At 73.8% G+C, this 25,686-nt stretch carries 20 protein-coding genes; 5 read left to right on the top strand and 15 right to left on the bottom strand.

The window, feature by feature from the left end; genetic code table 11:
- Nucleotides 1–22: 22 nt before the first annotated feature.
- Nucleotides 23–3,274 carry a bifunctional cytochrome P450/NADPH--P450 reductase gene (locus ACQP04_RS19270; protein WP_433501955.1) on the bottom strand — a complete coding sequence of 1,084 codons (3,252 nt, stop codon included), beginning with the start codon at nt 3,272–3,274 and terminating at the stop codon, nt 23–25.
- Nucleotides 3,264–4,001, bottom strand: coding sequence for a hypothetical protein (locus ACQP04_RS19265; RefSeq protein ID WP_433501954.1), 738 nt, complete (start codon nt 3,999–4,001; stop codon nt 3,264–3,266). Before ACQP04_RS19265 ends, ACQP04_RS19270 begins: the two co-directional genes overlap by 11 nt.
- Before the next feature lie 233 nt (nt 4,002–4,234).
- On the opposite strand from ACQP04_RS19265, the gene ACQP04_RS19260 reads away from it, so the two are divergent.
- Together ACQP04_RS19260 and ACQP04_RS19255 are read left to right on the top strand one after the other, a co-directional pair.
- Nucleotides 4,235–5,494 carry a TrpB-like pyridoxal phosphate-dependent enzyme gene (locus ACQP04_RS19260; RefSeq protein WP_433501953.1) on the top strand — a complete coding sequence of 420 codons (1,260 nt, stop codon included), beginning with the start codon at nt 4,235–4,237 and terminating at the stop codon, nt 5,492–5,494.
- Nucleotides 5,495–5,558: 64 nt separating this feature from the next.
- Nucleotides 5,559–6,683 (top strand): lysylphosphatidylglycerol synthase transmembrane domain-containing protein, encoded by a 1,125-nt coding sequence (locus ACQP04_RS19255; protein WP_433501952.1) that lies wholly within the window; start codon nt 5,559–5,561, stop codon nt 6,681–6,683.
- A gap of 5 nt (nt 6,684–6,688) precedes the next feature.
- On the opposite strand, the gene ACQP04_RS19250 is transcribed toward ACQP04_RS19255, so the two are convergent.
- The 3 genes from ACQP04_RS19250 to ACQP04_RS19240 form a co-directional block, all read right to left on the bottom strand.
- Nucleotides 6,689–7,138 (bottom strand): rhodanese-like domain-containing protein, encoded by a 450-nt coding sequence (locus tag ACQP04_RS19250; protein WP_433501951.1) that lies wholly within the window; start codon nt 7,136–7,138, stop codon nt 6,689–6,691.
- Between the two features lie 81 nt (nt 7,139–7,219).
- Nucleotides 7,220–8,443: a formate-dependent phosphoribosylglycinamide formyltransferase gene (purT, locus tag ACQP04_RS19245; RefSeq protein ID WP_433501950.1), complete on the bottom strand. Its 1,224-nt coding sequence runs from the start codon at nt 8,441–8,443 to the stop codon at nt 7,220–7,222.
- 41 nt (nt 8,444–8,484) lie between these two features.
- Entirely contained in the window at nt 8,485–8,973 is a 489-nt protein-coding gene (locus ACQP04_RS19240) for a VOC family protein (RefSeq protein ID WP_433501949.1), read from the bottom strand.
- Nucleotides 8,974–9,092: 119 nt separating this feature from the next.
- Here ACQP04_RS19240 and ACQP04_RS19235 point away from each other — a divergent pair, with 119 nt between their 5' ends.
- Nucleotides 9,093–9,590, top strand: coding sequence for an Lrp/AsnC family transcriptional regulator (locus ACQP04_RS19235; protein WP_433501948.1), 498 nt, complete (start codon nt 9,093–9,095; stop codon nt 9,588–9,590).
- A gap of 64 nt (nt 9,591–9,654) precedes the next feature.
- Here ACQP04_RS19235 and ACQP04_RS19230 read toward each other — a convergent pair whose 3' ends face one another.
- From ACQP04_RS19230 to tkt, 7 genes are read right to left on the bottom strand one after another with little or no spacing between them, the layout of a single operon-like run.
- On the bottom strand, nt 9,655–10,029 hold the full coding sequence (locus ACQP04_RS19230) for a hypothetical protein (RefSeq protein ID WP_433501947.1): 375 nt from the start codon (nt 10,027–10,029) through the stop codon (nt 9,655–9,657).
- A gap of 10 nt (nt 10,030–10,039) precedes the next feature.
- Nucleotides 10,040–10,819: a 6-phosphogluconolactonase gene (pgl, locus tag ACQP04_RS19225; protein ID WP_037038728.1), complete on the bottom strand. Its 780-nt coding sequence runs from the start codon at nt 10,817–10,819 to the stop codon at nt 10,040–10,042.
- Nucleotides 10,816–11,760: a glucose-6-phosphate dehydrogenase assembly protein OpcA gene (gene opcA / locus ACQP04_RS19220; RefSeq protein WP_037038730.1), complete on the bottom strand. Its 945-nt coding sequence runs from the start codon at nt 11,758–11,760 to the stop codon at nt 10,816–10,818. Before opcA ends, pgl begins: the two co-directional genes overlap by 4 nt.
- Before the next feature lie 10 nt (nt 11,761–11,770).
- The gene (gene zwf / locus ACQP04_RS19215; protein ID WP_051736492.1) at nt 11,771–13,333 is read right to left on the bottom strand and encodes a glucose-6-phosphate dehydrogenase; all 1,563 of its coding nucleotides are present in this window, start codon (nt 13,331–13,333) and stop codon (nt 11,771–11,773) included.
- Nucleotides 13,334–13,370: 37 nt separating this feature from the next.
- Nucleotides 13,371–15,131 carry a hypothetical protein gene (locus ACQP04_RS19210; RefSeq protein ID WP_433501946.1) on the bottom strand — a complete coding sequence of 587 codons (1,761 nt, stop codon included), beginning with the start codon at nt 15,129–15,131 and terminating at the stop codon, nt 13,371–13,373.
- 45 nt (nt 15,132–15,176) lie between these two features.
- A complete protein-coding gene (gene tal, locus ACQP04_RS19205; RefSeq protein WP_433501945.1) occupies nt 15,177–16,289 on the bottom strand; it encodes a transaldolase in 1,113 nt (370 codons plus the stop codon).
- A 29-nt stretch (nt 16,290–16,318) separates the two neighbouring features.
- Nucleotides 16,319–18,412 (bottom strand): transketolase, encoded by a 2,094-nt coding sequence (gene tkt, locus ACQP04_RS19200; protein ID WP_433501944.1) that lies wholly within the window; start codon nt 18,410–18,412, stop codon nt 16,319–16,321.
- Nucleotides 18,413–18,845: 433 nt separating this feature from the next.
- On the opposite strand from tkt, the gene ACQP04_RS19195 reads away from it, so the two are divergent.
- Complete coding sequence (locus ACQP04_RS19195; RefSeq protein ID WP_037039253.1) at nt 18,846–19,715, top strand: heme o synthase; 870 nt, start codon at nt 18,846–18,848, stop codon at nt 19,713–19,715.
- Nucleotides 19,716–19,806: 91 nt separating this feature from the next.
- On the opposite strand, the gene ACQP04_RS19190 is transcribed toward ACQP04_RS19195, so the two are convergent.
- Nucleotides 19,807–21,822, bottom strand: coding sequence for a prolyl oligopeptidase family serine peptidase (locus tag ACQP04_RS19190; RefSeq protein WP_433501943.1), 2,016 nt, complete (start codon nt 21,820–21,822; stop codon nt 19,807–19,809).
- A gap of 156 nt (nt 21,823–21,978) precedes the next feature.
- Here ACQP04_RS19190 and ACQP04_RS19185 point away from each other — a divergent pair, with 156 nt between their 5' ends.
- The gene (locus tag ACQP04_RS19185; RefSeq protein ID WP_433501942.1) at nt 21,979–23,151 is read left to right on the top strand and encodes an MFS transporter; all 1,173 of its coding nucleotides are present in this window, start codon (nt 21,979–21,981) and stop codon (nt 23,149–23,151) included.
- 823 nt (nt 23,152–23,974) lie between these two features.
- Here ACQP04_RS19185 and ACQP04_RS19180 read toward each other — a convergent pair.
- Both ACQP04_RS19180 and ACQP04_RS19175 read right to left on the bottom strand, forming a co-directional pair.
- On the bottom strand, nt 23,975–24,931 hold the full coding sequence (locus ACQP04_RS19180; protein WP_433501941.1) for a COX15/CtaA family protein: 957 nt from the start codon (nt 24,929–24,931) through the stop codon (nt 23,975–23,977).
- A 25-nt stretch (nt 24,932–24,956) separates the two neighbouring features.
- A complete protein-coding gene (locus ACQP04_RS19175; RefSeq protein WP_433508398.1) occupies nt 24,957–25,673 on the bottom strand; it encodes an ABC transporter permease in 717 nt (238 codons plus the stop codon).
- Between the last annotated feature and the right edge of the window lie 13 nt (nt 25,674–25,686).

Raw genomic sequence — 25,686 nt, 5'->3', positions numbered from 1 at the left:
GGCGGCGTTCTCGGGGGTGGCGTCAGCCGGTGCCGCTGCCCCAGATGTCCTCCAGGAACCGGTCGGCGGCGCGCAACCCGGTCAGCCACGCGTCGGCGTCGGCCTCGGACGCGCCGGTCCGGTCCCGGAACACCTGCCGCAGCGCCGCCCGTACCCCCGGGGCGATGGTCGAGGCGTTGCCGCACACGAACACCGCGGCCCCCTGCTGGAGCAGCTCCCACACCTCGTCGGCGTGTTCGAGCATCGACTCCTGCACGTACTGCCGGGGCGCCCCGGCGTAGCGCGAGTACGCCGGGACGACGTGCACGAGGCCCTGCTTCTCGAGCCCGCGCAGCTCGTCGGCGTAGAGCTCGTCGGTCTCCGGGCTGCGGCAGCCGAAGAACAGCAGCGAGCGGCCGACGGTCCGCCCCTCCGCGGCGTCGGCGGCCCGGTCCTGCAGGAACCCGCGGAACGGCGCGAGCCCGGTCCCCGCCCCGATCATGATCATCGGGGTGCTGGGGTCGGCCGGCGGGCGGAAGGCGATCGTCGGCTTGCGCACGAACACGAACGCCGTTCCCTGCTCCGGCAGCGCCGACAGGTGCCCGGAGCAGGTGCCCTGGTAGACACCCGACCCCGAGCGGGCGGGCCCGCGGACCACGCCGACGGTGATGCTGCAGTCGTCGTGGCCCGCCCGCGGCGACGAGGAGATCGAGTAGTACCGCGGCCGCAGCGGGGGCATGAGGTCGAGGAACTCCGCGAAGGGCAGGTCGCACGCCGGGAACGCCTCGAGGAGGTCGAGCACCGAGCGGTAGGGCTCGGCCACTCCCGCGCGGTACCCGTCGCCGGCGAGCGCCTCGAGCTCGGCCCTCGTGGCGGGGTCGTCGGTGTAGCGGGCGAGGGTCTCGACGTCGCCGCGGGTCGCCACGTCCTGCAGCTCCACGCAGGTGGCGAGCACCCCGAGCAGCGGGGCGGGTTCGTCGACCGGCAGATGGGTCGGCGCCGTGCCCGTCGGGATGATCGTGAGGTACTGCGCGCCGTCGAGGCCGAAGTGCGTGATCACGCGGCGGATCGGGTCGATCCCGTTGCGCGGCAGCACGCCGAGGTGGTCGCCCGCCCCGTAGGTCACGCCCTCGGGCAGCGCGATCTCCACGTGCCGGGTCGAGCGCTCCGGCGGCTTGCCGTCCGACCCGAGGATCATCTCGCGGTTGGCGGTGATCCGGCCCGGCCGCGCGTGGTACGAGAGCACCACCGGGTTGGTGACCTGCCGGTTCGTGAGCGTGACCGTCAGCCGCGGGCCCTGCCGCAGCTCCGCGCCCACCTCGCCCGGCAGGCCGAGCGCTCCGGCCAGGTCGGCCCACAGGCCCGCGTGCCAGTCGCGGTAGGCCGCGTCGAAGTCGCCGCTCGCGTCGCCGCCGGCGCGCGGGTGGACCCGCCGGCCGCCCGCCGCGGCCAGCCCGTCGTCGAGCCGGGTCGGGACGGCCTGGTAGGTGCCGGCCCACTCGCTGTCGCCGCACCCGAAGACCGCGAAGGCCGTGCCCGGCACCCGGGCGTCGGGCCCGCCGAGCCAGTCGCAGAACTTCGCGGCGTTGTCCGGCGGGGTGCCGTTGTACGAGGAGCTGACGACGATCGCCGCGCCCTTCTCCGGCAGCGCGCCGACGTGGTCGTCGAGCGGGCCGAGGGTCACGTCGAACCCGCGCGCGGTGCCCTCGCCGGCGAGCGTGGTCGCCAGCGCCTCCGCGGTGCCGAGGTTGGACCCGAACAGCACGGCGAGCGGGGTGCCGTGCCGCCCGACCAGCGGCTCCGGTGCCGCGGCGGGCACGGCCTCGCGCACCGTCCCGGTGCCCGCGCCGTCGTCCGTGGCCGGGGCCGCGCGGAGGGTGCGGCCGGCCCGCGGGCGCACGAGGATCCGGAAGTCGTCCGGCTTGACGGTCAGGGTGGTCTTCGTGTGCAGCTGGTAGTCGAGCTGGTCCTCGAGCTCGAACCGCTGCAGCAGCATGCCGAGCACCAGCGTGGCCTCCTGCAGCGCGAACTGCCGGCCGATGCAGGCGCGCTGCCCGGTGCCGAACGGCTTGTAGGCGTGCGGCGGGAGGGCCGCGATCCTGTCCGCGGCCATCCGGTCGGGCTCGAAGCGCTCCGGGTCGTCCCAGACCGAGGTGTCGCGGTGCAGCGCGCCCGCCAGCACGGTGATCGGCGTGTCCGCCGGGATCGCGTAGCGGCCGCCGATGACCGTGTCCTCGCGCGGCCGGCGGGTGAAGCCGGGCGCGGTCGGCCACAGCCGCAGCGTCTCGTCGAGCACCTGGCGGACGTACCGGAGCCGGCCGATCTGCTCGAAGGTCGGCGCGGCGTCGTCGCCGAGGATCTCGTCGACCTCGTCGCGGGCCCGCTGCGCCGCCTCCGGGTTCTTGAGCAGCTCGTAGATCGCGAAGGACAGCAGACCGGAGGTGGTCTCGTGGCCGGCGATGAGGAAGGTGATGCACTGCGCGCGGATGTTCTCGTCCGGCAGCGACTCGCCGTCGCGGGTCCGGCCGACGAGCATGCGGCCGAGCAGGTCGGTGTTGTCGGCGGCCTCGCCCTGGGCCCGGCGGTCGCGCACCAGGCCGTCGACGAGGTCGCTCATGAAGGTCGCGTCCTCCTCGAGCTGCCGTTGCGCGCGCACCCGCAGGCGGGTCTGGATGGGCAATTGCCGCTGCCGGCCCTGTGCCTCCGTGAGCACCCGGGTCATGGCCTGCACGAAGGGGTGCGGGGTGTCGCGGTAGAAGGAGTTGAACCGGTAGCCGAACCCGCAGAGCGCGATCGTGTCGAGGGTCAGCCGGGTCATGTCGGCCGGGACGTCGACCTCCTCGCCGGGGTTGAGTCGCGCCCACTTCTCCATGAGCTGCTCGGCGATGTCGACCATCCGCGGCACGTAGTCCCGCATCGCCCGCATCGAGAAGGGCGCCATGAGGATCTCGTGCGCCCGGTGCCAGAGCGGGTCGTCCGTCCGGGAGGTGAACAGCCCGTTCCCGATCGGTCCCTCGCTGAGCTGGGCCAGCCCGCCGCCCAACGCCTTGTCGAACCGGCTGTCGTCGAACACCTCCTGGGCGAGCGCGGCGCCGGAGAGGATCAGCCGCGACCCGCCCGGCATGCTGATCCGGTAGATCGGCCCGTACTCCTTCGCCATCCGCGCGAACCCGTCGAGCGGGGCCACGCTGTCGATGTCGAGCAGGTTGCCGAGCAGGGGCAGCGGGTGCGGACCGGGCAGGTCGTCGATCCCGATGATCCCGCCCGTCCCTGCGCTGCCGGTCTCACTGCTCATCCTGGTCCTCCTTCGTGGGGCCGTCCTCCCGCCCCGGGCGGCGCACCAGCAGCAGGACGCTCAGCACGAGCACCCAGCCCGGGAACACCAGCAGGACCGAGGGATGGAACGTGGTACTGACCAGCAGGAATGCCGCGGCCAGGTAGAAGACGACGGCGAGCGGCCGGGGGAGCGCGCGACCCAGCCCGGTCGTCGTCGTGATCATGAACATGCCGGCGGCGCGGACGCCGTAGACGAAGACCATGGTGAAGCCGACCGTCATCAGGGTGCGGACGACGTCGGGCGGCGGGGGCGCGGCGGACGAGAAGCGGGTGAGCAGGGCGGCGCCGCCGGCGGTGGCGGTGCCGGCGAAGAGCAGGGCCACGAAGAGCACGCCCGACGCCAGGTGCAGCCAGTGCGGGATCCGCGCCCACGAGCGCGGCGCCATGACCTGCAGGTACGTCCGGGTCGCCGCCATGTGCCAGAGGAACGCGATCCCGGTGAAGGGCACCACGTAGAGGCCGACGGAGACGAGCAGCGAGTCGCGGCCGGTGGTGAAGAAGGCGGTGTAGGCGTCGTCCGGGGCGTCGAGGCCGGGGCCCTGCGACACCAGCACGAGCGCGACGACGAACAGCGCGGCGAACACGATCCCCGAGCCGCCGGCGGCACGGGCGAGTGCGGTGGCCTCGGCGCGGTCCGGCCGGGCCACGGGAGCGGTGGGCGGGTCGGGACGGACCGGTGCCGGCATGGAGCCTCCCGCGACGGCGCCGCCGCGACCCCGGCCGGGCAGGGCGCCCGGCCGGCCGCCGCGACCGCGCGGCCGTGCTGTGCGGGCGATGCTCGTGACGCCGCCGCGGGCCGGTCAAGGACCACAGGTCCCGCTCCGTCCGGGCGGACCCGGCCGGACGTGCGTACGCAGGTGCCGGCGGAGCAGTCGGTGGGCCCTTCCTCCTCGGCCGGGTGATCGCTAGCCTGCGCGCCATGAGTCGCTGGACGCTGCCGCCCGACAGGATCCCGAGCGCCTGGTTCAACGTGGCGCCGCACCTGCCGGAGCCGGTGGACCCGCCGCTGCACCCGGCCACGCGCGAGCCCGTCGGTCCCGAGGACCTGGCGCCGCTGTTCCCGATGGAGCTCATCGGGCAGGAGGTGTCGACCGCGCCGTGGGTCGACGTCCCCGGCGAGGTCCTGGACATCCTGAAGCTGTGGCGCCCCACCCCGCTGGTCAGGGCCGAACGGCTGGAGCGGGCGCTCGGCACGCCCGCCCGGATCTACTTCAAGGACGAGTCCGGCTCGCCGTCGGGCAGCCACAAGACCAACACCGCCGTGCCCCAGGCGTTCTACAACGCCAAGGAGGGCATCACCCGCCTCACCACGGAGACCGGGGCCGGGCAGTGGGGCACCGCGCTGTCCTACGCGGCCGCGCAGTACGGCCTGGAGCTGCAGGTCTACATGGTCCGCGCCTCGTACGAGCAGAAGCCGTACCGCCGGATCGCGATGGAGACCTGGGGCGGCTCGGTGGTCCCGTCCCCGGTCGACGAGCCCGGCCACCCCGGCTCGCTCGGTGCCGCCATCTCCGACGCCGTGCGGGACTGCGTGGGCCGCGAGGACACGCACTACGCGCTGGGCTCGGTGCTCAACCACGTGCTGCTGCACCAGACCGTGATCGGGCTCGAGGCCAAGGAGCAGCTGGAGCTGGCGGGCGAGCGGCTGCCGGACGTCGTCCTCGCCTCCTGCGGCGGCGGGTCCAACCTGGGTGGGATCACGTTCCCGTTCGTGCCGGACGAGGGCGTGCGGCTGCTCGCCGTCGAGCCGCTGTCCTGCCCGACCCTGACCCGGGGCCGGTTCGACTACGACTTCGGTGACGTCGCCGGGCTGACCCCGCTGATGCCCATGTACACCCTCGGGCACGACTTCGTCCCGCCGCCCATCCACGCGGGCGGCCTGCGCTACCACGGCGACTCACCGCTGGTGTCGTCGCTGGTCAAGGCGGGTCGGATGGAGGCGGTGGCCTACCCGCAGGGCAAGGTGTTCGAGGCGGCGGTGCAGTTCGCCAGGGTCGAGGGCAAGATCCCGGCGCCGGAGTGCGCGCACGCGGTCCGGGCCGCGATCGACGAGGCGTTGGCTGCCAAGGAGACCGGGGAGGAGAAGGTGATTCTCTTCAACTACAGCGGCCACGGCTTCCTCGACCTGTCGGCCTACGACGACCACAACAACGGCCGGCTGCCGGAGGAGCAGGGCTGAGACCCGGTCTCCCGCCCGGACCGGGGGCTAGCCTGGGTCGGAGGCGGAGCACCGGGGAGGGTCGATGGCAGCACCACGCCTGCGTTCGGCCCTGACGTGGCCGCTGCGGCACCTCAAGACGGTGCTGCACTGGATCCTGGTCGCGGCCGCGCTCGGCTACATCGCGTGGCAGCTGCCGGAGATGGCGCGCGCCGTCCGCGAGGCGGACGAGCCGCTGTCGCACCTGCGTCCGGGCTGGCTCGGGCTCGCGGTGGCACTCGCCGTGGCCGCGCTCATGCTCTACGGCGAGCTGCACCGCCTGATGCTCGTGATCGGCGGGGCGCGGGTGTCGGGCCGCACGGTCCAGGCCATCACCTTCGCCGAGAACGCCATCGCCAACACGGTCCCGGTCGTGGGCGGGGCCGGTGCGCTCGCGTACTCCATCGCCCGGCTCCGCAGCCGCGGCGTGGACGCGGCCCTGGCCTCGTGGTCGGTGTTCCTGCCCGGCGCACTGTCCACGATCGTCCTGCTGGTCGGCGCGGTGTTCATCGTCAGCGCGGCCGGCTGGATGCCGATGTGGCTGGCCCTGATGGTCGCGGCCGCCATCGCCGTCGGCACGATGGGGTTCTGGTCGGTGCTCACGCACGCCTCGGTGCTGCACCGGATCCTGCTCGGCCTGGTGCACCTGTGGCGCCGGGTGCCGGGCGTGTGCCACGACTGCCGCGGCGGCTGGGCGTCGGACCCGGAGGCCACTGCGAACCGGCTGACCGAGCGCATCAACATCCTGCACCCGACGCCCTGGCAGTGGTTGCTGCTCACCGGCACCGCCCTGGCCAGCTGGGCCGCGGACTTCCTGGCCCTGCACGCCTGCGCCACCGCCCTCGGGCTCGACGCCCGGTGGACGACCCTCGCCCTCGGTTTCCTCGTCGTCCAGCTCAGCATCGCGCTGCAGGTGCTGCCCGGCGGGGCGGGCCTGGCCGAGACCGGGCTGCTCGGCGTGCTGCTCGCCTCGGGTGCGCCGGCCGCGCCCGCCGCCGCGACCGTGCTGGTCTACCGGCTGATCACGTGGCTGGGGCTGTCGGTCGCAGGCTGGATCGTCTACGCCGCGCAGATCCACCTCACGCCGCCGCACTGGCACCGCCACCGCGCCGCGGACGGCACCTCGGACGGGGAGCGGGAGCTGCCGCCGGGCACCGTGCCCAGCACCTGACCCGCTCAGCAGCCGCAGGGCGTGGTCAGCGGGTCCGGCTCGCCTCTGCGCAGACCCTCGGTGGTCTCGACGGGGAAGCCCTCGCGGATCCAGTACTCGATCCCGCCCAGCATCTCCTTGACCCTGAAGCCCGCGCGGGCCAGCGCGAGCGCGCCGCGGGTCGCGCCGTCGCAGCCCGGGCCCCAGCAGTAGGTGACCGCGGGGACCGCCGGGTCGAGATCGCCGGGGAGCGCGGCGTGGGGGAGGTGCACCGCGCCAGGTACGTGCCCCTGGTCCCAGGCCACGCGGCTGCGGGTGTCCACGAGCACGAAGCCGGGGCGTGGTCTCGTGATGGCGGCGTGCACGTCGGCGACGTCGGTGAAGAAGGCCAGCCGCGCCGCGAAGTGGGCGGCCGCCTCGGCGGGGGACGCGGGCGGGACGGCCAGGACGGGCGAGACCGGAGCGGAGATCGTCATGCCCCCGACGCTAGGCAGGCGCCGCGACCTCGGGAAGGCAGAATCCACGGCGCACTAGCGTCGTCGCCGTGGATTCCCCGGTCACTCCGTGACGACGCGGATGAGTCCGGCGGCCTCCTTCGCCCGCTCGCGGGCCGTCCCGACGTCGTCGGCCGCGGCGACCGCCACACCCATCCGACGCTTCAGGAAGCTCTCGGGCTTACCGAAGAGGCGGAGGTCCGAGCCCGGTACGGCCAGCGCCGCGTCGACGCCCTCGAACCCGACGGCCTTGGCGTCGACCCCGCCGTAGATCACCGCCGAGGCGCCGGGGGAGCGGAGGGTGACGTCGACCGGCAGGCCCAGCACGGCGCGGGCGTGCAGCTCGAACTCCGAGAGCCGCTGGGTCGCCAGCGTGACCAGCCCGGTGTCGTGCGGACGCGGGGAGACCTCGGAGAACAGCACCTCGTCGCCGCGCACGAACAGCTCGACCCCGAAGATGCCGCGGCCACCGAGGGCTTCGGTGATCCGGCCGGAGACGTCCCGGGCCGCCGCGGCCGCAGCCTCGGACATGGGCTGCGGCTGCCACGACTCGACGTAGTCCCCGTCCTCCTGCACATGTCCGATCGGCGCGCAGAAGTGGGTGCCGGTGGTGTGGTCGGGGCCGGCCGCCCGCACCGTGAGCTGGGTGATCTCGTAGTCGAAGTCGACGAAGCCCTCGACGATGACCCGGGTCCCGGCGACCCGGCCCCCGGCCATCGCGTACTGCCACGCCGGCTCGAGGTCCGCCGCCGAGCGCAGCACGGACTGCCCCTTGCCCGACGACGACATCACCGGCTTCAGCACGCACGGGTAGCCGATCCCGCCCCCGGGGCCGCTGTCGATCGCGTCACGGACCTCGTCGAGCGAGTCGGCGAAGGCGTACGGCGAGGTGGGCAGGCCGAGCTCCTCGGCAGCCAGCCGGCGGATCCCCTCGCGGTCCATCGTCAGCCGGGTGGCGCGGGCGGTCGGGACGACCGTGGCCGTGCCCGCCTCCTCGACGGCCAGCAGCGCGCTGGTGGCGATGGCCTCGATCTCGGGGATGACGTAGTGCGGCTGCTCCTGCTCGATCAGCGCCGTGAGCGCGACCGGGTCGGTCATGTCGATCGCGTGGGCGCGGTGTGCGACCTGGTGACCGGGCGCGCCGGGATACCGGTCGACCGCCACGACCTCGACGCCGAGCCGCTGGAAGGCGATCACGACCTCCTTCCCGAGCTCGCCGGAGCCGAGCAGCATGACGCGGGTGGAGGAGGGGGCGAGCGGGGTGCCGATACGCACGTGGCCGGTCATGCGACCAGCGTAGGTTCCGCGTGGATCGACACCCCGGCCGCTCAGGCGTCGGCCGTCTCGCCGAGGTGGGCCTTGCGCATCGCCTCGACGTCCGGCTTGCCGAACTGGGACAGCATGGCCTGCATCGTGCGGTTGGCCGCCGCGGTGTCGGGGTCCTTCATCCACTCCTCGGCCTCGAGCGACACGACCTGCCAGGACACGCCGAACTTGTCCTTCAGCCACCCGCAGGGCTGGGGCTCACCGCCCTCGATCAGCGCGTCCCAGTAGTGGTCGATCTCCTCGGTGGTCTCGCACGGCACCACGAACGAGATCGCCTCGGTGTGCGGGAACTGCGGTCCGCCGTTGAGCCCGGCGAACTCGCGCCCGTCGAGGGTGAAGTACACGATCATGACCTCGCCGGCGGGCCCGGGCGCGCCCTCCGGATAGCGCTGGATCTCGGTGATCTCCGAGTTCGGGAACACGGAGGTGTAGAACTCCGCGGCCTGCTGCGCCTGGCCGTCGAACCACAGACAGGTGGCGATCTGCTTCATCGGGGACTCCTCGTGCTCGGCTCGTGCGGTTCCTGCTCGGTTGCAGGGGAGACGGCACGAAGCGGACGAACTCATCGGTGGCGGGCAGGAGCCGTGGATTCGACGGCTAGAGTGCCGCCATGCCCGCGGATTCCCTGGACGACACCGACTGGCGTCTGCTGGAAGCACTCCAGCGCGACGGGCGGGCGAGCTACGCCGACCTGGGCCGGCTGGTCGGGCTCTCGCCCAGCGCGGTCACCGAGCGGGTGCGCCGGCTCGAGGAGAGCGGGGTGATCACGGGCTACGGCTGCGAGGTCGACCCCGAGAAGCTCGGTCTGCCGATCATGGCGCTGGTCCGGCTGCGCTACCCGAGCGGCAACTACACGCCCTTCCGCGACCTGCTCGCCACCACACCGGAGATCATCGAGGCGCACCACGTCACCGGCGAGGACTGCTTCGTGCTCACCGTCCGGACCCGCACCATGCGGCACCTGGAGGAGGTCACGGGCCGGGTCGCCGGGCTCGGCGGGGTGACCACCAGCGTCGTCTACTCCAGCCCGCTGCCGCGCCGCTCCGTCGTCGCCGGCGCGGTGCACGCCCGCGCCGCCGCGGCCGCCCGCTCCACCCGCGGCCGCTGACCCCGCCCCGGAACTGCACGAACGGCACTCTCGTGCGCTAGGTCCGCACGAGAGTGCCGCTCGTTCACAGGAGGGCGAGGAGGGCGCGGGGCTTGACGGTGGTGGCGCCGACCGCGTGGAGGAGCCGGGTGAGCTCGCGGTCCGCGGTCACCACGCACACGTCCTCGTCCCGTTCGCCGAGGTCGTGGGCGAGCTCGACCATCGCCGAGTCGCCGTCCCGCGGGGCGAGCAGGACGTCGAGGTCCTCGGGCACCTCGGCGCGTCTGGCCGCACCCTCCAGCACCAGCAGGACCCGGTCGCCGAGCTCGGCCAGCGCCCCCGACCGACGGGCCTCGGCGAGCTGCGCGGCGAGCCGGCCGGCCGCGCCCGCCCGGTCCCGCCACCAACCGTCCGGCCGGGAGCCGACCACGTTGGCGCCGTCGACGATCAGGTGCCGCACGGAGCCGCCGCTACGGGTTGCGCAGGTCCGACGGCAGCTTCGACGCGGCGGCGCGGTCGAGGAGCCAGCGGGTCCTCAATCGGCCCCGCGCCCCCGCGACCGGGATCGCCACCTCGCCTGCCCCGCCGAGCGCCATGCTCACGGCCGCGGCCTTCTCCTCGCCGGCCGTGACGATCCAGACCTCCTGGGAGGTGCGGATGGCCGGGAGCGACAGCGAGACCCGGGTCGGCGGGGGCTTGGGGCAGTTGTAGACCGGCACCACGGTCCGCTCGGTCTCGTAGACCGCCGGCGACTCGGGGAACACCGAGGCCGTGTGCCCCTCGCCGCCCATGCCGAGCAGCGTGATCTCGAACGCCGGCACGTCCCCGTGGTCCTCGGGCCGCGCCTTACGGGCCAGCAGGTCCGCGTACTCCGCGGCCGCCTCGTCCGCACCCGACGGACCGGTGCCCACGTCCGCGCCCATCGGGTAGACCAGCGACGGGTCGACGTCGACGTGGTCGAGCAGCGCCTCGCGGGCCTGGGTCTCGTTCCGCTCGGGGTCGCCGGCGGGCAGGAAGCGCTCGTCGCCCCAGTAGAACTCCACACGCGACCAGTCCACCGCGGCGCGGGCCGGCGAGTCCCGGATGTGCGCGAGGAGCTTGATGCCCACCCCGCCGCCGGTCAGCACCAGGCGTGGGATGTTCCCGGTGGCCTGCAGGTCGACGAGCCGGGTGACCAGCCGCGCCGCCGTGGCGGCGGCCAGCACGTCGGCGTCGGAGTGGAGGGCGATCTCGGGGGCGCCGCCGCTCACACCTTCACCGCCGTCCGGCCGCGGGAGATGTTGTCGACGCCGGCGAGGGCCTCGCCGTAGGTGTCGTCCGGGTCGAGCCGGCGCAGCTCCTCGGCGAGGCAGTCCGGCACGCCGCGGCGGGCCAGCGCGATCATCCGGTCCGGCTGGCCGGGCTGCGACAGCGTGGCCGTCTTGCCGTCCGGCCGGATCAGCTCGACCGCACCCGACGCCCGGCTGAGCCGGACCAGCGACATGCCCTGGCCGCGCGAGGCGGGGGAGCGCTTGACCTTCACCCCGAGCCGGGTGACCAGCCAGCCCGCGAGCAGGTCGGTCGACGGCGAGACCTGCTCGCCGGCCACCAGCGCGCCGGTGACCTCGTCGTGCGGCGGGAAGTCGAGCGCCGCCGCGAGCAGCGCGCGCCACTGGGTGAGCCGGGTCCAGGTGAGGTCGGTGTCGCCGGCGACGTGGTGCGCGCGGCGCTGCTCGAACGCCTTGATCGGGTTCTTCGACGACAGCGCGTCGGTGATCCGGCGCTGCGCGAGCTGGCCGATCGGGTCCTCGGCCGGGACGGCCGGGGCCTCCTCCGGCCACCAGGCGACGACCGGGGCGTCGGGCAGCAGCAGCGGCATCACCATGCCGGCGCCCGCCTCACCCCCGGCCAGCGCGCCGTAGCCGCGCAGCACGATCACCTCGCTGGCGCCGGCGTCGCCGCCGACCCGGATCTGCGCGTCCAGCCGGGCCGCGGCCTTGCGCTGGCCGCGCGCCAGGACGATCACCCGGCAGGGGTGCTCGCGGCTCGCGGTGTTGGCGGCCTCGATGGCGCTCTCGATCGCGGCCCCGTCGTCCGTGACGACGACGAGGGTGAGCACGCGGCCGAGGGCGAGCACGCCGCCGCGCTCGCGCAGCTCGACCAGCTTCTTGTTCACCGCCGAGGTGTTGCTCGACGGCAGGTCGACGATCATCCGGGGCTCCTTACGGCCGGCGCCAGCTGCGGCCGGTACGGGCGAGCATCTCGTTGGCCTGCTCCGGACCCCAGCTGCCGGCCGGGTACGGCGGCGGACCCTCGGGCAGCGCGTGCCAATGGTCGATGACCGGGTCGAGGATCTCCCAGGACCGCTCGACCTCGTCGTTCACCGGGAACAGCGAGGGCTCGCCGAGCAGCACGTCGAGGATCAGCCGCTCGTAGGCCTCGGGGGACGCCTCGGTGAAGGCCGTGCCGTAGCCGAAGTCCATGGTGACGTCCCGGACCTCCATCTGGCTGCCCGGCACCTTCGACCCGAACCGCATGGTGACGCCCTCGTCCGGCTGCACCCGGATGACCAGCGCGTTCTGCCCGAGCTCCTCCGTCATCGTGGAGTCGAACGGCAGGTGCGGCGCCCGCTTGAACACGACGGCGATCTCGGTGACCCGGCGACCGAGGCGCTTGCCGGTGCGCAGGTAGAAGGGGACGCCCGCCCAGCGGCGGGTCTCGATCTCGCAGGTGATCGCGGCGAAGGTCTCGGTGGTGGAGTTCGGGTCGTAGCCCTCCTCCTCCTTGAGCCCGCGGACCAGCTCACCGCCCTGCCAGCCGCCGCTGTACTGCCCGCGGGCGGTGGTCTCGTCGAGCGGCTGGACCAGCTTCGTCGCCCGCAGCACCTTGATCTTCTCGCCGCGCAGCTCGTCGGAGGAGAAGGAGGTCGGCTCCTCCATCGCCGTGAAGGCGAGCAGCTGCAGGAGGTGGTTCTGGATGACGTCGCGGGCCGCGCCGATGCCGTCGTAGTACCCCGCGCGCCCACCCAGGCCGATGTCCTCGGCCATCGTGATCTGGACGTGGTCGACGTAGTTGCTGTTCCAGATCGGCTCGAACAGCTGGTTGGCGAAGCGCAGCGCCAGGACGTTCTGCACCGTCTCCTTGCCGAGGTAGTGGTCGATCCGGAAGACCGAGTCCTCGGGGAAGACGTCGTTGACGATCGCGTTGAGCTCCTTGGCCGACTGCAGGTCGTGGCCGAAGGGCTTCTCGATGACGACGCGGCGCCACTGGTCGGCGTCCTGCGCGGACAGGCCCGACCGCGCCAGCTGCTTGCACACCACCGGGAAGGCCGACGGCGGGATCGACAGGTAGAAGGCGTGGTTGCCGCCGGTGCCGCGGACCCGGTCGAGGTCCCGCACGGTCTGCTCGAGCCGGTCGAAGGCGTCGTCGTCGTCGAAGGTGCCCTGCACGAAGCGGAAGCCCTCGGCGAGCCGGTCCCACACCTCCTGCCGGAACGGCGTGCGCGCGTGCTGCTTCACGGCCTCGTACACGACCTGGCCGAAGTCCTGCGCGTCCCAGTCACGGCGGGCGAAGCCGGTGAGCGCGAAGCCCGGCGGCAGCAGCCCGCGGTTGGCGAGGTCGTAGATGGCCGGCATCAGCTTCTTGCGCGACAGGTCACCGGTCACACCGAAGATCACCAGCCCGCACGGGCCCGCGATGCGGGGGAGCCGCTTGTCGCGGGGGTCCCGCAGCGGATTCACCCAGTGCGCGGTCGTCGCGGGGATGCCCTTGGTCCCGCTGGTCATGACACGCTCCGTCTCTCGGCTCGGTCTCTCGGCTCGATCAGTCGGTCCGGGTCGCCGGACCCGGGCGCAGCCCCTGGACCGCGCGGGCGAGCGAGACGAGCCCGGCCACCCGGTCCGTGAGGTGCAGCCGCAGCACGGGGACGCCCCGTGCCGCGACGTCGGCCGCGACGCTGCCTGCCTCGGTCAGCGCCAGACTAGTCAGGGCGGGCCCGGGATCGGGAACGAGATCGTCCGGCGGGTCGCCCGTGACCAGGCACAGGACACCCGGTCGGGGGTCGTCCCGGCGGAACGGCGCCAGCACCCCGCGGTCCCGCGGGCCCCAGCCGAACGTCACGGGCACGCCCGCCCGCCGGGCCAGCTCGCCGCGCAGCACGGCCACGGACGCGTCGTCGGCCGGGTCCAGCCACACGGACAGGGCCAGGTGCCCGCCCGGCGGGACGGCGTCGACCAGCGCCTGCAGCGCGGTGCCGGGATCGTCGGCCGCGCCGCTCAGCGACTCCGCCGCGTGGACGTCGACGAGGCCGTCCGAACCCCGCCGCGGCAGGGGCTCCGGTGTGGTCGCGCCCGCGGTGGCGGGGGCCTCGGGGCCGAACGCCTCGCCGTCGAGCAGCCGTGAGGCCGCCGCGGCGGCGTACTGCCACAGCAGCAGCTCGGCACCCAGCGGGCCGCCGGTGCGCACGATCTCGTCGGCGGGGTCGCCGACGAGGTCCTCGTCGTCGTCACTGCCCTCGTCCGGGTCGTCGCCCACCCCGGTCACCTCGGCGAGCAGCGCGTCGACGGTCGGCTCGACGCCCGTGTGCCCGATGCTGCCGCCGGATCTCCCGTCGAGGAGCTCGGACAGGTCGTCCGGCGCGGCGTCGGGATGTCGGGCGGAGGCGGGCGCGAGGGCCGGCCCGTCCGGCAGCCCGTCGGGATCGGTCCCGTCGACGAGCACCGGCGAGCCCCCGGCCGCGGCGACCAGCGCGGCCACCCACTCCGCCAGCGCCGGCGGGCCCTCGGCGGGGTCGAGGCGCACCGCCCCCGCCCCGACGGCGACCAGCACTCCGGCCAGCTCCAGTGCGGGGTTCTCCGCCTCGTCGGCGGTGAGCAGCTCGGCCACCGACCGGGCGTCGTCGAGCACCTCGCCGACCGGCGCGCCGGCGAGGCCGGCGGGCACCAGCCCGGGTGCCCCGAGCACGGACCACGCGCCGGGCACGTCCCGCTCGGTGGTGATCACCACGGATCCGGCGGCCCGCGCGCTCTCGTCGAGCGGCGAGCCGGCCTCGGTGAGGACCACGGTGCGCTCGGCCGCCCGGCGTGGGCCGACCTCCTCGGCGACGGCCGCGGTGAGCAGCTCGTGCACCGTCGCGATCCACGGTGTGTCGCCCGCCGGGTCCGCGACGACGAGCACCGTTCCGCTCAGGTCGGCGGCCAGCGCGTGCGAGACCGCGCCGGGATCGGGGGAGTCGAGCACCCGGAGCAGGCCGGACTCGCCGGCGAGGACCTGCGGACCGAGCGTCCAGCGCGCGTCGCCGACGAGCAGCACGCGCGCGGCGCCCTCCACGCGGAAGGCCTCGCGCAGGGCGTCGACCTGGCCGACGAGCGGGCGCGAGGTGCGGGGCAGCGCCGCCCAGCCCAGGCCGTCGCCGGCGGCCGGCCCCCACGCGGAGGGATCCGCGTCGGTGATCCGGGACGCGACGACGTCCGTGGCGAGCTCGGCGGCGATCCGCCGGGCCTCGCGGGCCAGCGGACCGGTGCCGGGACGGGAACCGCCGCCGAGCTCCACGACGGGGAGCCCGACGGCGGGTCGCGAGGTCACGGGGGTGAGCCTCCTGGGGTCGTGCGGTGCGGGCTGGTTCGCGGCCTACTTCGCGGCGTCGAGCTGCTGCTGCACCGACTCCTGCAGCTCGGACCACGACTTCTCGAACTTGTCCACGCCCTCGTTCTCGAGGGTGAGGAAGACGTCCGTGAGGTCGATGCCGACGCGCTCGAGGTCGTCGAACACCTGCTGCGCCTCGGCGGCGGTGCCGGTGACCTTGTCGCCCTCCACCTCGCCGTGGTCGGCGAAGGCCTGCAGGGTCTTCTCCGGCATGGTGTTGACGACGTTCGGGACCACGAGCTCGGTGATGTACAGCGTGTCTGGGTACTCCGGGTTCTTCACGCCCGTCGAGGCCCACAGGGGCCGCTGCCGCCGGGCGCCCTTGGCCTCCAGCGCGGCCCACCGCTCGGAGCCGAAGACCTCCTCGTAGGCGGCGAAGGCCAGCCGGGAGTTGGCGACGCCCGCCTTGCCCTTGAGCGCCTTGGCCTCGTCCGTGCCGATCTTGTCCAGTCGCGCGTCGATCTCGGTGTCCACCCGGGACACGAAGAACGATGCGACCGACGCGATCCGGGAGACCTCCTGGCCGTTCTTGTCGGCCTGCTCGAGGCCGCTGAGGAACGCCTCCATCACGGCCTCGTACCGCTCGACCGAGAAGATCAGCGTGACATTCACGCTCACGCCCTCGGACAGCGCGCGGGTGATCGCCGGCAGGCCGGGCTCGGTGGCCGGGATCTTCACCAGCAGGTTCGGCCGGTCGACGGCCTTCCACAGGTCCACCGCCTGCGCGACGGTGGCCTCGGTGTCCCGGGCCAGGGTCGGGTCGACCTCGAGCGACACGCGCCCGTCGATCCCCTGGGTGGCCTCCCAGGTGCCGCTGAAGACGTCGCAGGCCTGCTGCACGTCCGCCACGGTGATCTCGCGGATCGACGCCGCGATGTCCGCGCCGCGGCCCGCCAGCTCGCTGACCTGGGCGTTGTAGGCCTCACCGTTCTTCAACGCGGCGGCGAAGATGGTCGGGTTGGTGGTGACGCCGACGACGCACCGCTCGGTGATCAGCTCGACCAGGTTGCCGGACGTGATCCGCTCCCGGGACAGGTCGTCGAGCCAGATGGAGACGCCCGCCTCGGACAGCGCGGCGAGCCGTTCGTTGGTGCTCATTGCCGGTACTCCTTCTTCAGGTGGCGGGTTCAGGACTTGCCGAGGCTCGCGCGGGCGGCGTCGACGACGGCCTCCGGCGTGAAGCCGAACTTCTCGAACAGCGTGGCCGCGTCGGCGCTGGCGCCGTAGTGCTCGATGCTCACGATCCGCCCGGCGTCGCCGACGAACCGGTACCACGGCATCGCGATGCCGGCCTCGACCGCGACGCGGGCCTTCACCGACGGCGGGAGCACCGAGTCGCGGTACGCGGCGTCCTGCGCGTCGAACCACTCCACGCAGGGCATGGACACCACACGAGTGGGAACGCCGTCCGCCTCGAGGGTCTTCCGGGCGGCGACCGCCAGCTGGACCTCGGAACCGGTGGCGATGATCACGATCTGCGGGTCGCCGTCGGAGGCGTCGGCCAGGACGTAGCCGCCCTTCTTGACGCCCTCGACCGAGGTGCCCTCCAGCGTCGGCACGTTCTGCCGGGTCAGCGCCATGCCGACCGGGCCGTCCTGCCACTCGATGGTGGCCTTCCAGCCGGCGGCGGTCTCGTTCGCGTCCGCCGGGCGCAGGACGGAGAGGTTCGGGATCGCGCGCAGCGCGGCGAGGTGCTCGATCGGCTGGTGGGTGGGGCCGTCCTCACCGAGGCCGATGGAGTCGTGCGTCCACACGAAGATGGCCGCCGACTTCATCAGCGAGCCGAGCCGCACCGCCGGCCGCATGTAGTCGCTGAACTGCAGGAACGTGCCGCCGTACGGGCGGGTCGGGCCGTGCAGGGCGATGCCGTTGAGGATCGCGCCCATCGCGTGCTCGCGGACGCCGAAGTGCAGCGTGCGGCCGTAGGGGGTGGCGTTCCACATCTTGGTGGCGGCGCTCTTGGGGCCGAACGAGTCGGCGCCCTCCATCGTGGTGTTGTTGCTCTCGGCCAGGTCGGCCGAGCCGCCCCACAGCTCCGGCAGCACCGGGGCCAGCGCCTTCAGCACCTCGCCCGACGCCTTGCGCGTGGCGAGGCCCTTCGCGTCCGGCTCCCAGGTGGGCAGCGCGTCGGCCCAGCCGTCCGGCAGGGCGTTGGCCAGCAGCCGGTCGAAGAGCTGCTTGCGCTCCGGCTCCCGCATGGCCCAGTCGTCGAAGGCGTTGCGCCAGTGGTCGATGGCGCCGCCCTGGCGCTCGCCGACCGAGCGGGTGTGCTCGAGCACCTCGGAGGCGATCTGGAAGCTCTCGTCCGGGTCGAAGCCCAGGATGCGCTTGACCTCGGCGACCTCGTCGGCACCCAGTGCGGAGCCGTGCGCCTTGCCGGTGTTCATCCTGGTCGGCGCCGGGAAGCCGATCACCGTCCGGAGCAGGATGAACGAGGGGCGGCCGGTCTCGGCCTTGGCGTTCTCGATCGCCTCGAGGATCCCCGAGACGTTCTCGCCGCCCTCGACGACCTGGACGTGCCAGCCGTAGGCCTCGTAGCGCTTCGCGGTGTCCTCGGACAGCGCGATGGTGGTGTCGTCCTCGATGGAGATCTTGTTGTCGTCGTAGAAGACGATCAGGTTGCCGAGCTCCTGGCGGCCCGCGATGGACGACGCCTCGCTGGTCACGCCCTCCTCGATGTCCCCGTCGGAGGCGATGACGTAGATGAAGTGGTCGAACGGCGAGGAGCCCTCGGGGGCGTCCGGGTCGAACAGGCCGCGCTCGCGGCGCGAGGCGATGGCCATGCCGACCGCGGAGGACAGGCCCTGGCCGAGCGGCCCCGTCGTCATCTCGACGCCGTTGGGGGTGGCCTCCAGCTCCGGGTGGCCCGGGGTCTTGGAGCCCCAGGTCCGCAGCGCCTCCAGGTCCTCCATCTCCATGCCGTAGCCGGCGAGGAAGAGCTGGATGTAGAGCGTGAGGCTGGAGTGGCCGGCGGAGAGCACGAACCGGTCCCGCCCGACCCAGCCCGGGTCGCTCGGGTCGTGCCGCATGACGCGCTGGTAGAGCAGGTACGCCAGCGGCGCGAGGCTCATGGCGGTGCCGGGGTGACCGCTCCCGCACTTCTGCACGGCGTCGGCCGCGAGCACGCGGATCGTGTCGACGGCCCGCTTGTCCAGCTCGGTCCAGTCGTCCGGAACGTGCGCCGTGGTCAGCGCTGCGATGTCGGGCTCCGTCACAGACACGCCTGAAGCTCCTGTCCTCGTGGGTGGGGGCGCCGACCTACCCGGCGAGGGCAACGTCCATGCCCCTCGGGTCCGCCACGTCCTCGGCGGCGTGGACCGGTCGGCGCGTCCGGCTCGACCCCGGACTCTAGCGGCCGGGGGACGGACGCCGCCCGATCCTGCGTCGATCGGACACCGACGGGACTACCCGGGGACCCCGGCGCCCACTCCACCGGTTAGCATCGACGCGTTGTAGAAGTCGGTCCGTGGGCTGTGGGTTCGATACGGGCCGGTGGACGCGGCACCCACCACAGTCCGTCGGCATGCGAGGTAGCAACTGGTGAGCGCACCCGTCTCACACCGGGGAGCGGCCGAGAGGCCCGAGCGGACGGGAACCCCGGGGCAGGCGTCGCCGGCACCCGCCCGCGGCAGGCTCGCACGGTTCCGGGACACGGTGCGCGCCTACCTCGGCCTCACCAAGACGCGCATCATCGAGCAGCTGCTCGTGGTCACGGTCCCGGCGATGATCCTCGCCGAGCGCGCCATGCCGTCGGTCTGGCTGATCCTGGCCACGCTGGTCGGCGGCGCGATGGCCGCCGCGAGCGCGCACGCCCTCAACTGCGTGGCCGACGCCGACATCGACGCGAAGATGAAGCGCACGTCGCGGCGGCCCACCGCCCGCGGCGAGGTGCCCCGGCGCAACGCGCTGATCTTCGGCCTGGTGCTCGGTGCGCTGTCGGCGGTGTGGCTCTGGGCCACCACCAACCTGCTGTCCGCGTTGCTCTCGGTGGCCGCGATCGCGTTCTACGTGCTCGTCTACACGCTGGTGCTCAAGCGGCGGACCTCGCAGAACATCGTGTGGGGCGGCGCCGCGGGTTGCATGCCGGTGGTCATCGGCTGGTCGGCCGTCACCGGCACGGTCGGCTGGCCCGCCCTGGTGATGTTCGGCGTCATCTTCTTCTGGACGCCGCCGCACTTCTGGGCGCTGGCCATGAAGTACAAGGACGACTACGCCGCCGCCGAGGTGCCGATGCTCCCGGTCGTGGCCACGCCGCGGCAGGTGTCGGTGCGGATCGTCGCCTACTCCTGGGTGATGGCGCTGTGGACCTTCCTGCTCTTGCCGGTCACCTCGTGGATCTACGCCGCGTTCGCGCTGGCCGGCGGCGTCTACTTCGTGGTCTCCGCGCACCGGCTGCACGCCGGGGTCAAGGCGGGCCGGGAGGTGGCGCCGATGCGGCTGTTCCACCTCTCCAACCTGTACCTCTGCGGCCTCTTCCTCACCATCGCCGTCGACGCCGCGATCGGCCTGCCGACCGTCCTCTGACCCGCGAGTCGGCACTTTCCGTCCACCCAACCCCACATCCCCGTCGCCCGGGATGTGGGGTTCGGTCTTTCCGCAGTGCCGGCTCGCGGGGTCAGCGCAGCAGGTCCGGCGTCTGCCAGGGCTCGCCGAGGACGTGGTGGGCGAGAAAGGCGTACACGGTCTCGTACCAGAGCACGGCGTGCTGCGGCGTGAGCACCCAGTGGTTCTCGTCCGGGAAGTACAGGAACCGGTGCGGGTTGGCGGCGGGGTCCGGCACGCGCGACTGCAGGTCCCACCACAGCCGCAGGCCCTCGCCGATCGGGACGCGGTAGTCCTTGTCCCCGTGGATCACCAGCATCGGCGTGGTGATCGCGTCGACGTGGTGGTGCGGGCTGTTCGCCGCCGCCATCTCCGGGGTCATCTCGGTGAGCCAGTAGTCGGCGAAGTCCGTGGTCGTGCCGAACTGGTCGAGCGCCCAGAGGCTGGCGTGCGTGACGATCGCGCGGAAGCGGCCGGTGTGCCCGGCGATCCAGTTGGCCATGTAGCCGCCGAACGAGCCGCCCATGGCCGCGGTGCGGGACGCGTCGATCTCGGGGAGGGCCTCGGCGACGTCGGTGAGGGCCATCAGGTCGGTGAAGGGCGGACCGCCCCACGCACCCCAGCCACGCTGCACGAACTCCTGGCCGTAGCCGGTGGACAGCGCAGGGTCCGGGAGCAGTACGGCGTAGCCGCGGGCCGCCATCAGCCACGGGTTCCAGCGCCACTGCCAGGCGTTCCAGCTGTTCAGCGGCCCGCCGTGCACCCAGAGCAGCAGCGGGGCGGGCTCGGCGGAGTCCGGCAGCACGAGCCAGGCGCGCAGCGGGGAGCCGTCCTCGGCCGTCGCCGTGACCTCGGTGAGCGTGCCCGGCAGGACCGGTGCCTCCGCGGGGCCGGGCAGCGGCGTGGGCTGCTGGTCCGGGGTGTGCGCGTCGAGCCGGACCGGGGCCGGCGGACTGTCGACGGCCGACCGGAGCGCGAAGACGTAGGCGCCGTCGGGCGAGACGACCGGGTCGGTGTAGGCCCCGTGGTCGCCCGTCAGCCGCGTGACGGCACCGGACCCGACCTCGACCCGGAACAGCGGCCCGCGGCCCTGCTCGTCGGCCGTCACGACCAGCGCGGACGAGTCGGGCGCCCAGGTCAGGCCACTCGGCCAGCGGTCCCACTCGGGGGCGAGCACGCGGGCCTCGCCCCCGGCGAGCGGGACGAGGACGAGCGTCATCCGGGGGGCCCGCTCGGGCGTGGAGCGGCGGGTCCGCACCGCAGCCACGGTGGTCCCGTCCGGGCTGACGCGCGGCGTGCCGTGGTCGTGGTCCGCGTCGTCGAGCAGCGTGCGGCGCTCGCCGGTGGCGGTGTCGAACGCCACCACGACTGCGCGGGACACCCCGTGGCCGTCCGACACGGTCCAGCCGGTCACCGCGGTGCGGCCGTCCGGCGCGATGTCGGCGCTGGTGTCGACGAGCGCGCGGCCCGGGGCGGGGGTGAGGTCGGTCCACGGCTCGCCGGGGCGCGCGGCCAGCAGCCGGGCCTCGTCGGCGCCCAGGTCGTGGTCCCAGAACCGGACGGGGTAGCCGTCGTGCAGGATCGCCGAGACCTTCTTGTCGGTGCGGGCCCTGCGGCGGGCGGCGTCGTCGTCGCCCGTCACGGCCCCGGGCAGGGTCGCCGAGGTCGCGAGCACCGTGCCGGCCTCACGGGCCACGAGCGGGGCGGCGATCCCGCCCGGGCGGGTCCGGACGACGTGCGCCTCGCCGCCGGCGGCGGGCAACGACCAGAGCGCGGCCGTGTCCGGCGCGTCGGCGCTCGCGTCGGGATCGGGGCGGGCGGAGACGAAGAGGAGGTCACCCTCCGGAGTGAAGACGGGTGACGACTCGCCCTTGGGGCCGCGGGTGAGCCGTCGGGCCGGGGCCTCGCCGGCCGGGTCGATCTCCCACAGCGCGGGCCGCCACGCCGTCCGGTCGCGGTCGAGCCCGGCGACGGTCGTGACCAGCCGAGACCCGTCGGAGGAGAGGGCGAGCCCAGCGAGGCGGGGGAGCGCGACGAACGACTGCAGGTCGGCGAACGGGGTGGGGGGTGGGGACACCGGATCGGACACGTGCCATACCTACACCGTGACGTGCGTCGGGAGGGGAGGGTTCCGGCGGCACGCGGCGTTGCTCCGGTCGGATGCGACGGAAGAATGGCCGCGGCACGACGGAAGGGGACCGGGGTGACGTCATCGACCGCAGCGCGGGCGACCGGACGGCGGGTGATGAGTAGGGGCGCGGGGACGGCGGTCGTCGCCGTGACGTTCGTCGTCACCATGATCGGGACCACCCTCCCGACACCGCTCTACCCGCTCTACGAGCAGCGGTACGGGTTCGGCGGCCTGATGGTGACGGTCGTCTTCGCGACCTACGCGGTGGGCGTCGGTGCCGCGCTGGTGGTGCTCGGCAACCTCTCCGACCGGATCGGCCGGCGGCCCGTGCTGCTCGCCGGGCTGGCGGCCGCGGTGCTCAGCTCGCTGGTGTTCCTGATCCCGGTGGAGCCGGCGCTGTTCGTGGGGCGCTTCCTGTCCGGGGTCTCGGCGGGCATCTTCACCGGCACCGCCACGGCCACGATCATCGACCTCGCCCGCGAGGACCGGAAGGCCCGCGCCGGGCTGGTCGCCGCGGCCGTCAACATGCTGGGGCTGGGGCTCGGGCCGGTGCTCGCCGGCATTCTCGCCCAGTACGCACCGCTGCCGCTGGACCTGTCCTACCTCGTGCACGTGGCGCTCGTGATCGCCGCGACCGTGGCGCTGTGGTTCGTGCCCGAGCCCGTCGAGCAGCGCCGGCCCTTCCGCATCGAGCCGCTGCGGGTCGGCGGGGTGCCGGAGGAGGTGCGCGGGGTGTTCGTCCGCGCCGCGATCGGCGGGTTCGCCGGCTTCGCCGTGCTGGGCCTGTTCACGGCCGTGTCGCCGTCCGTGCTGGTGCAGGTGATGGGGCGGAGCAGCCACGTCGTCGTCGGCCTGGTGGTGTTCCTGATGCTCGGGGCGTCGGCGCTGGGGCAGGTGCTGTCGTTCTCCGTCCCCGAACGGGTGGCGTTGCCGGCCGGCTGCGCCGGGCTGGCGGTCGGTGTGGCGCTGATCGGGACGGGCATCGCGACGGCCTCGCTCGCCCTGTTCTGCACCGGCGCGGCGATCGCCGGGTTGGGGCAGGGGATGAGCTTCCGGGCCGGATTGGGTGCGGTCGGTTCCCGCGCCCCGCAGGCGGTTCGGGGCGCAGTGGTCGCGACGTTCTTCCTGGTCCTCTATGTCGCCATCTCCCTGCCGGTGATCGGGGTCGGCGCCGCCGCCCAGGCCTTCGGGCTGGTGCCGGCGGGAGTGGTGTTCTCCGCGATCATCGCGGTACTCGCGCTGGTGGCGTCGGGGCTCACGGTTCGGGCGAGCCGCCGGGAAGGGTGAGCTCCGGGGGCGGCGTCGCCCGTGGGCCACCGGGTCGGCGTACGGTCGCGACTCGCAGCTCCACCGCGGCCGGGCAGTAGTCCCGCCTCGGCACGTCCGCTGCTGTCCCGGCACACCCGCTCCTGTGGTGCTTCACACCCGCGAGGAGCGCGACACACGCCGTCGACGGCCTGTGCGGCGATTGAACGGGTGTGCAGCGATTCGAGCGGGTGTGCGCGGGCCTGGAGGCCAGGAAGTCACGGCTCGTCGGGTGTCGGCGGGTGCAGCAGTGGCGTGCAGGCTGAACGACGGCCCGATCCCGCGACTTCTCGGCGGGCGCTGGCAGCCGACACATCCGGACGGGCGCGGCACAGGCTGTCGACCGGGTGTGGGGCGGGTGTTGCAGTTGTGCGACCGCTTCCGAGCGGTTGTGCGGCGACCGAATCCGGATCCTGAGCTAGCGCCGTCATGTGCGCGGGCCGGATGCGGGCTGGACGAGGCCCGATCCCGCGAGTGCCTCCCGCGAGTGCCTCCGGCGGGAGCCGACAGCTCGCACACCCGGCCGGACGCCGCACAGGCCGTCGACCGGATGCGCGACGAGCCCCGAGGGTGTGGGATCGGGCCTGAGCGGGTGTGCGACGGCCCGGCGGGTGTGCGTCGGCCCGGCGGGTGTGCGACGGCCCGGCGGGTGTGCGACGGCCCGGCGGGTGTGCGTCGGCCCGGCGGGTGTGCGACGGCAACCGAGCGGGTGTGTCACCTCGGTCGAGTCAGCCGGCGGGAGCTTCGAATGTGGCAGGACCCGCCGTGGGGTGCGCGCGCCGCGGCGTGGCCGCGTCCGCCGCCCTCAGCGGCTGGCGGCGAGAGTGGGCTCGGAGGTCGGGGACTCAACAGCGGGGACGGCGGGGGCGCGGTGGCTCGTGGCCGCCCAGACCCCTGCGGCGGCGGCGGTGGTGAGCGCCGCACCGAGGACGTGCAGGGCGACCAGCACCTCCGGCACCCCGAGCGTGTACTGAACCCCGCCGAGCGCGCCTTGCGCCAGCACCACGACCACGAGTACGCCGTAGCGGCGCTTCAGCCGGGCGTCGGCACCCGCCGTCCAGAGCGCGAAGCCGAGGCCGACGAGGAGACCGAGGTAGGCGAACAGCAGGTCCGCGTGCAGCTGCGCCAGTGCGGGCACGCCGATGTCGAGGCGTGGGGTGGCGGCGTCGCCGGCGTGCGGGCCCGCGGCGGTGACGAGCGTGCCGGCGACCAGGAGGGCACCGAGCACCACGCTGCTGACCACGGTCAGCATCCGCACCGGCCGCGGGACCGTGCGCGTGACCTGGCCGCCGCCGGCGGCCTCGTCGACGAGCTCGACGGCCAGCCACACCAGGATCGTCGAGGCCAGGAAGTGCGGCATGACGCTCCACCACACCAGCCCCGCGAGCACGGTGAACCCGCCGATCACGGCCTGCGCGACCACCCCGAGGGGCATCGCCAGCGCCAGCCAGGTGAGCCGGCGGCGGCGCGGGCGCGTGTTGAGCGCCGCGAGGAAGGTCAGCGCGGCCACGATCACGAGGAACACCGACAGCAGCCGGTTGCCGAACTCGACCCACTGCGTGAGCGGCGCGATCTCGGGGTGCGGCTCCGGGACGAGCGAGCCCGGGAAGCAGTTCGGCCAGGTCGGGCAGCCCAGGCCGGAGCCGGTCACCCGCACGACGGCCCCGGTGACCATGATCCCGGCCTGGCCGATCAGCGACAGGATCGCCAGCCGCCGCATCCACAGCGGGGACGTCGCCGGCACGCGCCGCAGGAGGTTCACGACTACAGATGGTAGAAGATGCGCCTCAGCGCAGCCGGACGGCCTTCACCGCCACCCCGCCGGCCACGACGGCCCACGCGACCAGCACCAGGACCGGGCCGACCCCGGGCGCGGTTCCCGCCACGAGCGGCGCGCGGAGGCCCTCGGCCAAGGCTCCGGACGGCAGCGCCGCCGCCACCGTGGCGATCCCGGCGGGCAGCTGGTCGAGCGGGATCACGATGCCGCCGCCGAGCAGCAGCACGAACCACACGAGGTTGGCGACGGCGAGCACGATCTCCGCGCGGAGCGTGCCGCCGAGCAGGATCCCCAGTGCGCCGAAGGCGGCGCAGCCCAGCAGCACCATCAGCAGGGCCCAGCCCAGGCCGGCGGCGTCGGGGCGCCAGCCGAGCAGCGCCGCGACCACCCCGAGGATCACCAGCTGCACCACGACGACGGCCAGCACGGCCGCGAGCCGCCCGGCCACCAGCAGCCACCGGGGCAGCGCGGTGGCGGCGAGCCGCCGGATCACGCCGTAGCGGCGGTCGAAGCCCAGTGCGATGGCCTGGCTGGTGAAGGCCGTGGACATCACCGCGAGCGCCAGGACGGACGGCACCACGGAGTTCACCCGCGGCTCGGGCAGCGGGACGACCTTCAGCACCGACAGCCCGACGAGCAGCACGACCGGGATCAGCAGGGTGAGCAGCACCTGCTCGCCGTTGCGCAGCGCCAGCCGGGTCTCGGTGCCGGCCTGGGCCAGCAGCATCCGGCCGAGCCGG

Origin of the sequence: Pseudonocardia halophobica, from assembly GCF_050948485.1 — a bacterium.
GTDB classification, from domain to species: Bacteria; Actinomycetota; Actinomycetes; order Mycobacteriales; family Pseudonocardiaceae; genus Pseudonocardia; species Pseudonocardia halophobica.
Note: the sequence above shows the minus strand (reverse complement) of the source record. Positions and strands in the feature narration are given on the sequence as shown.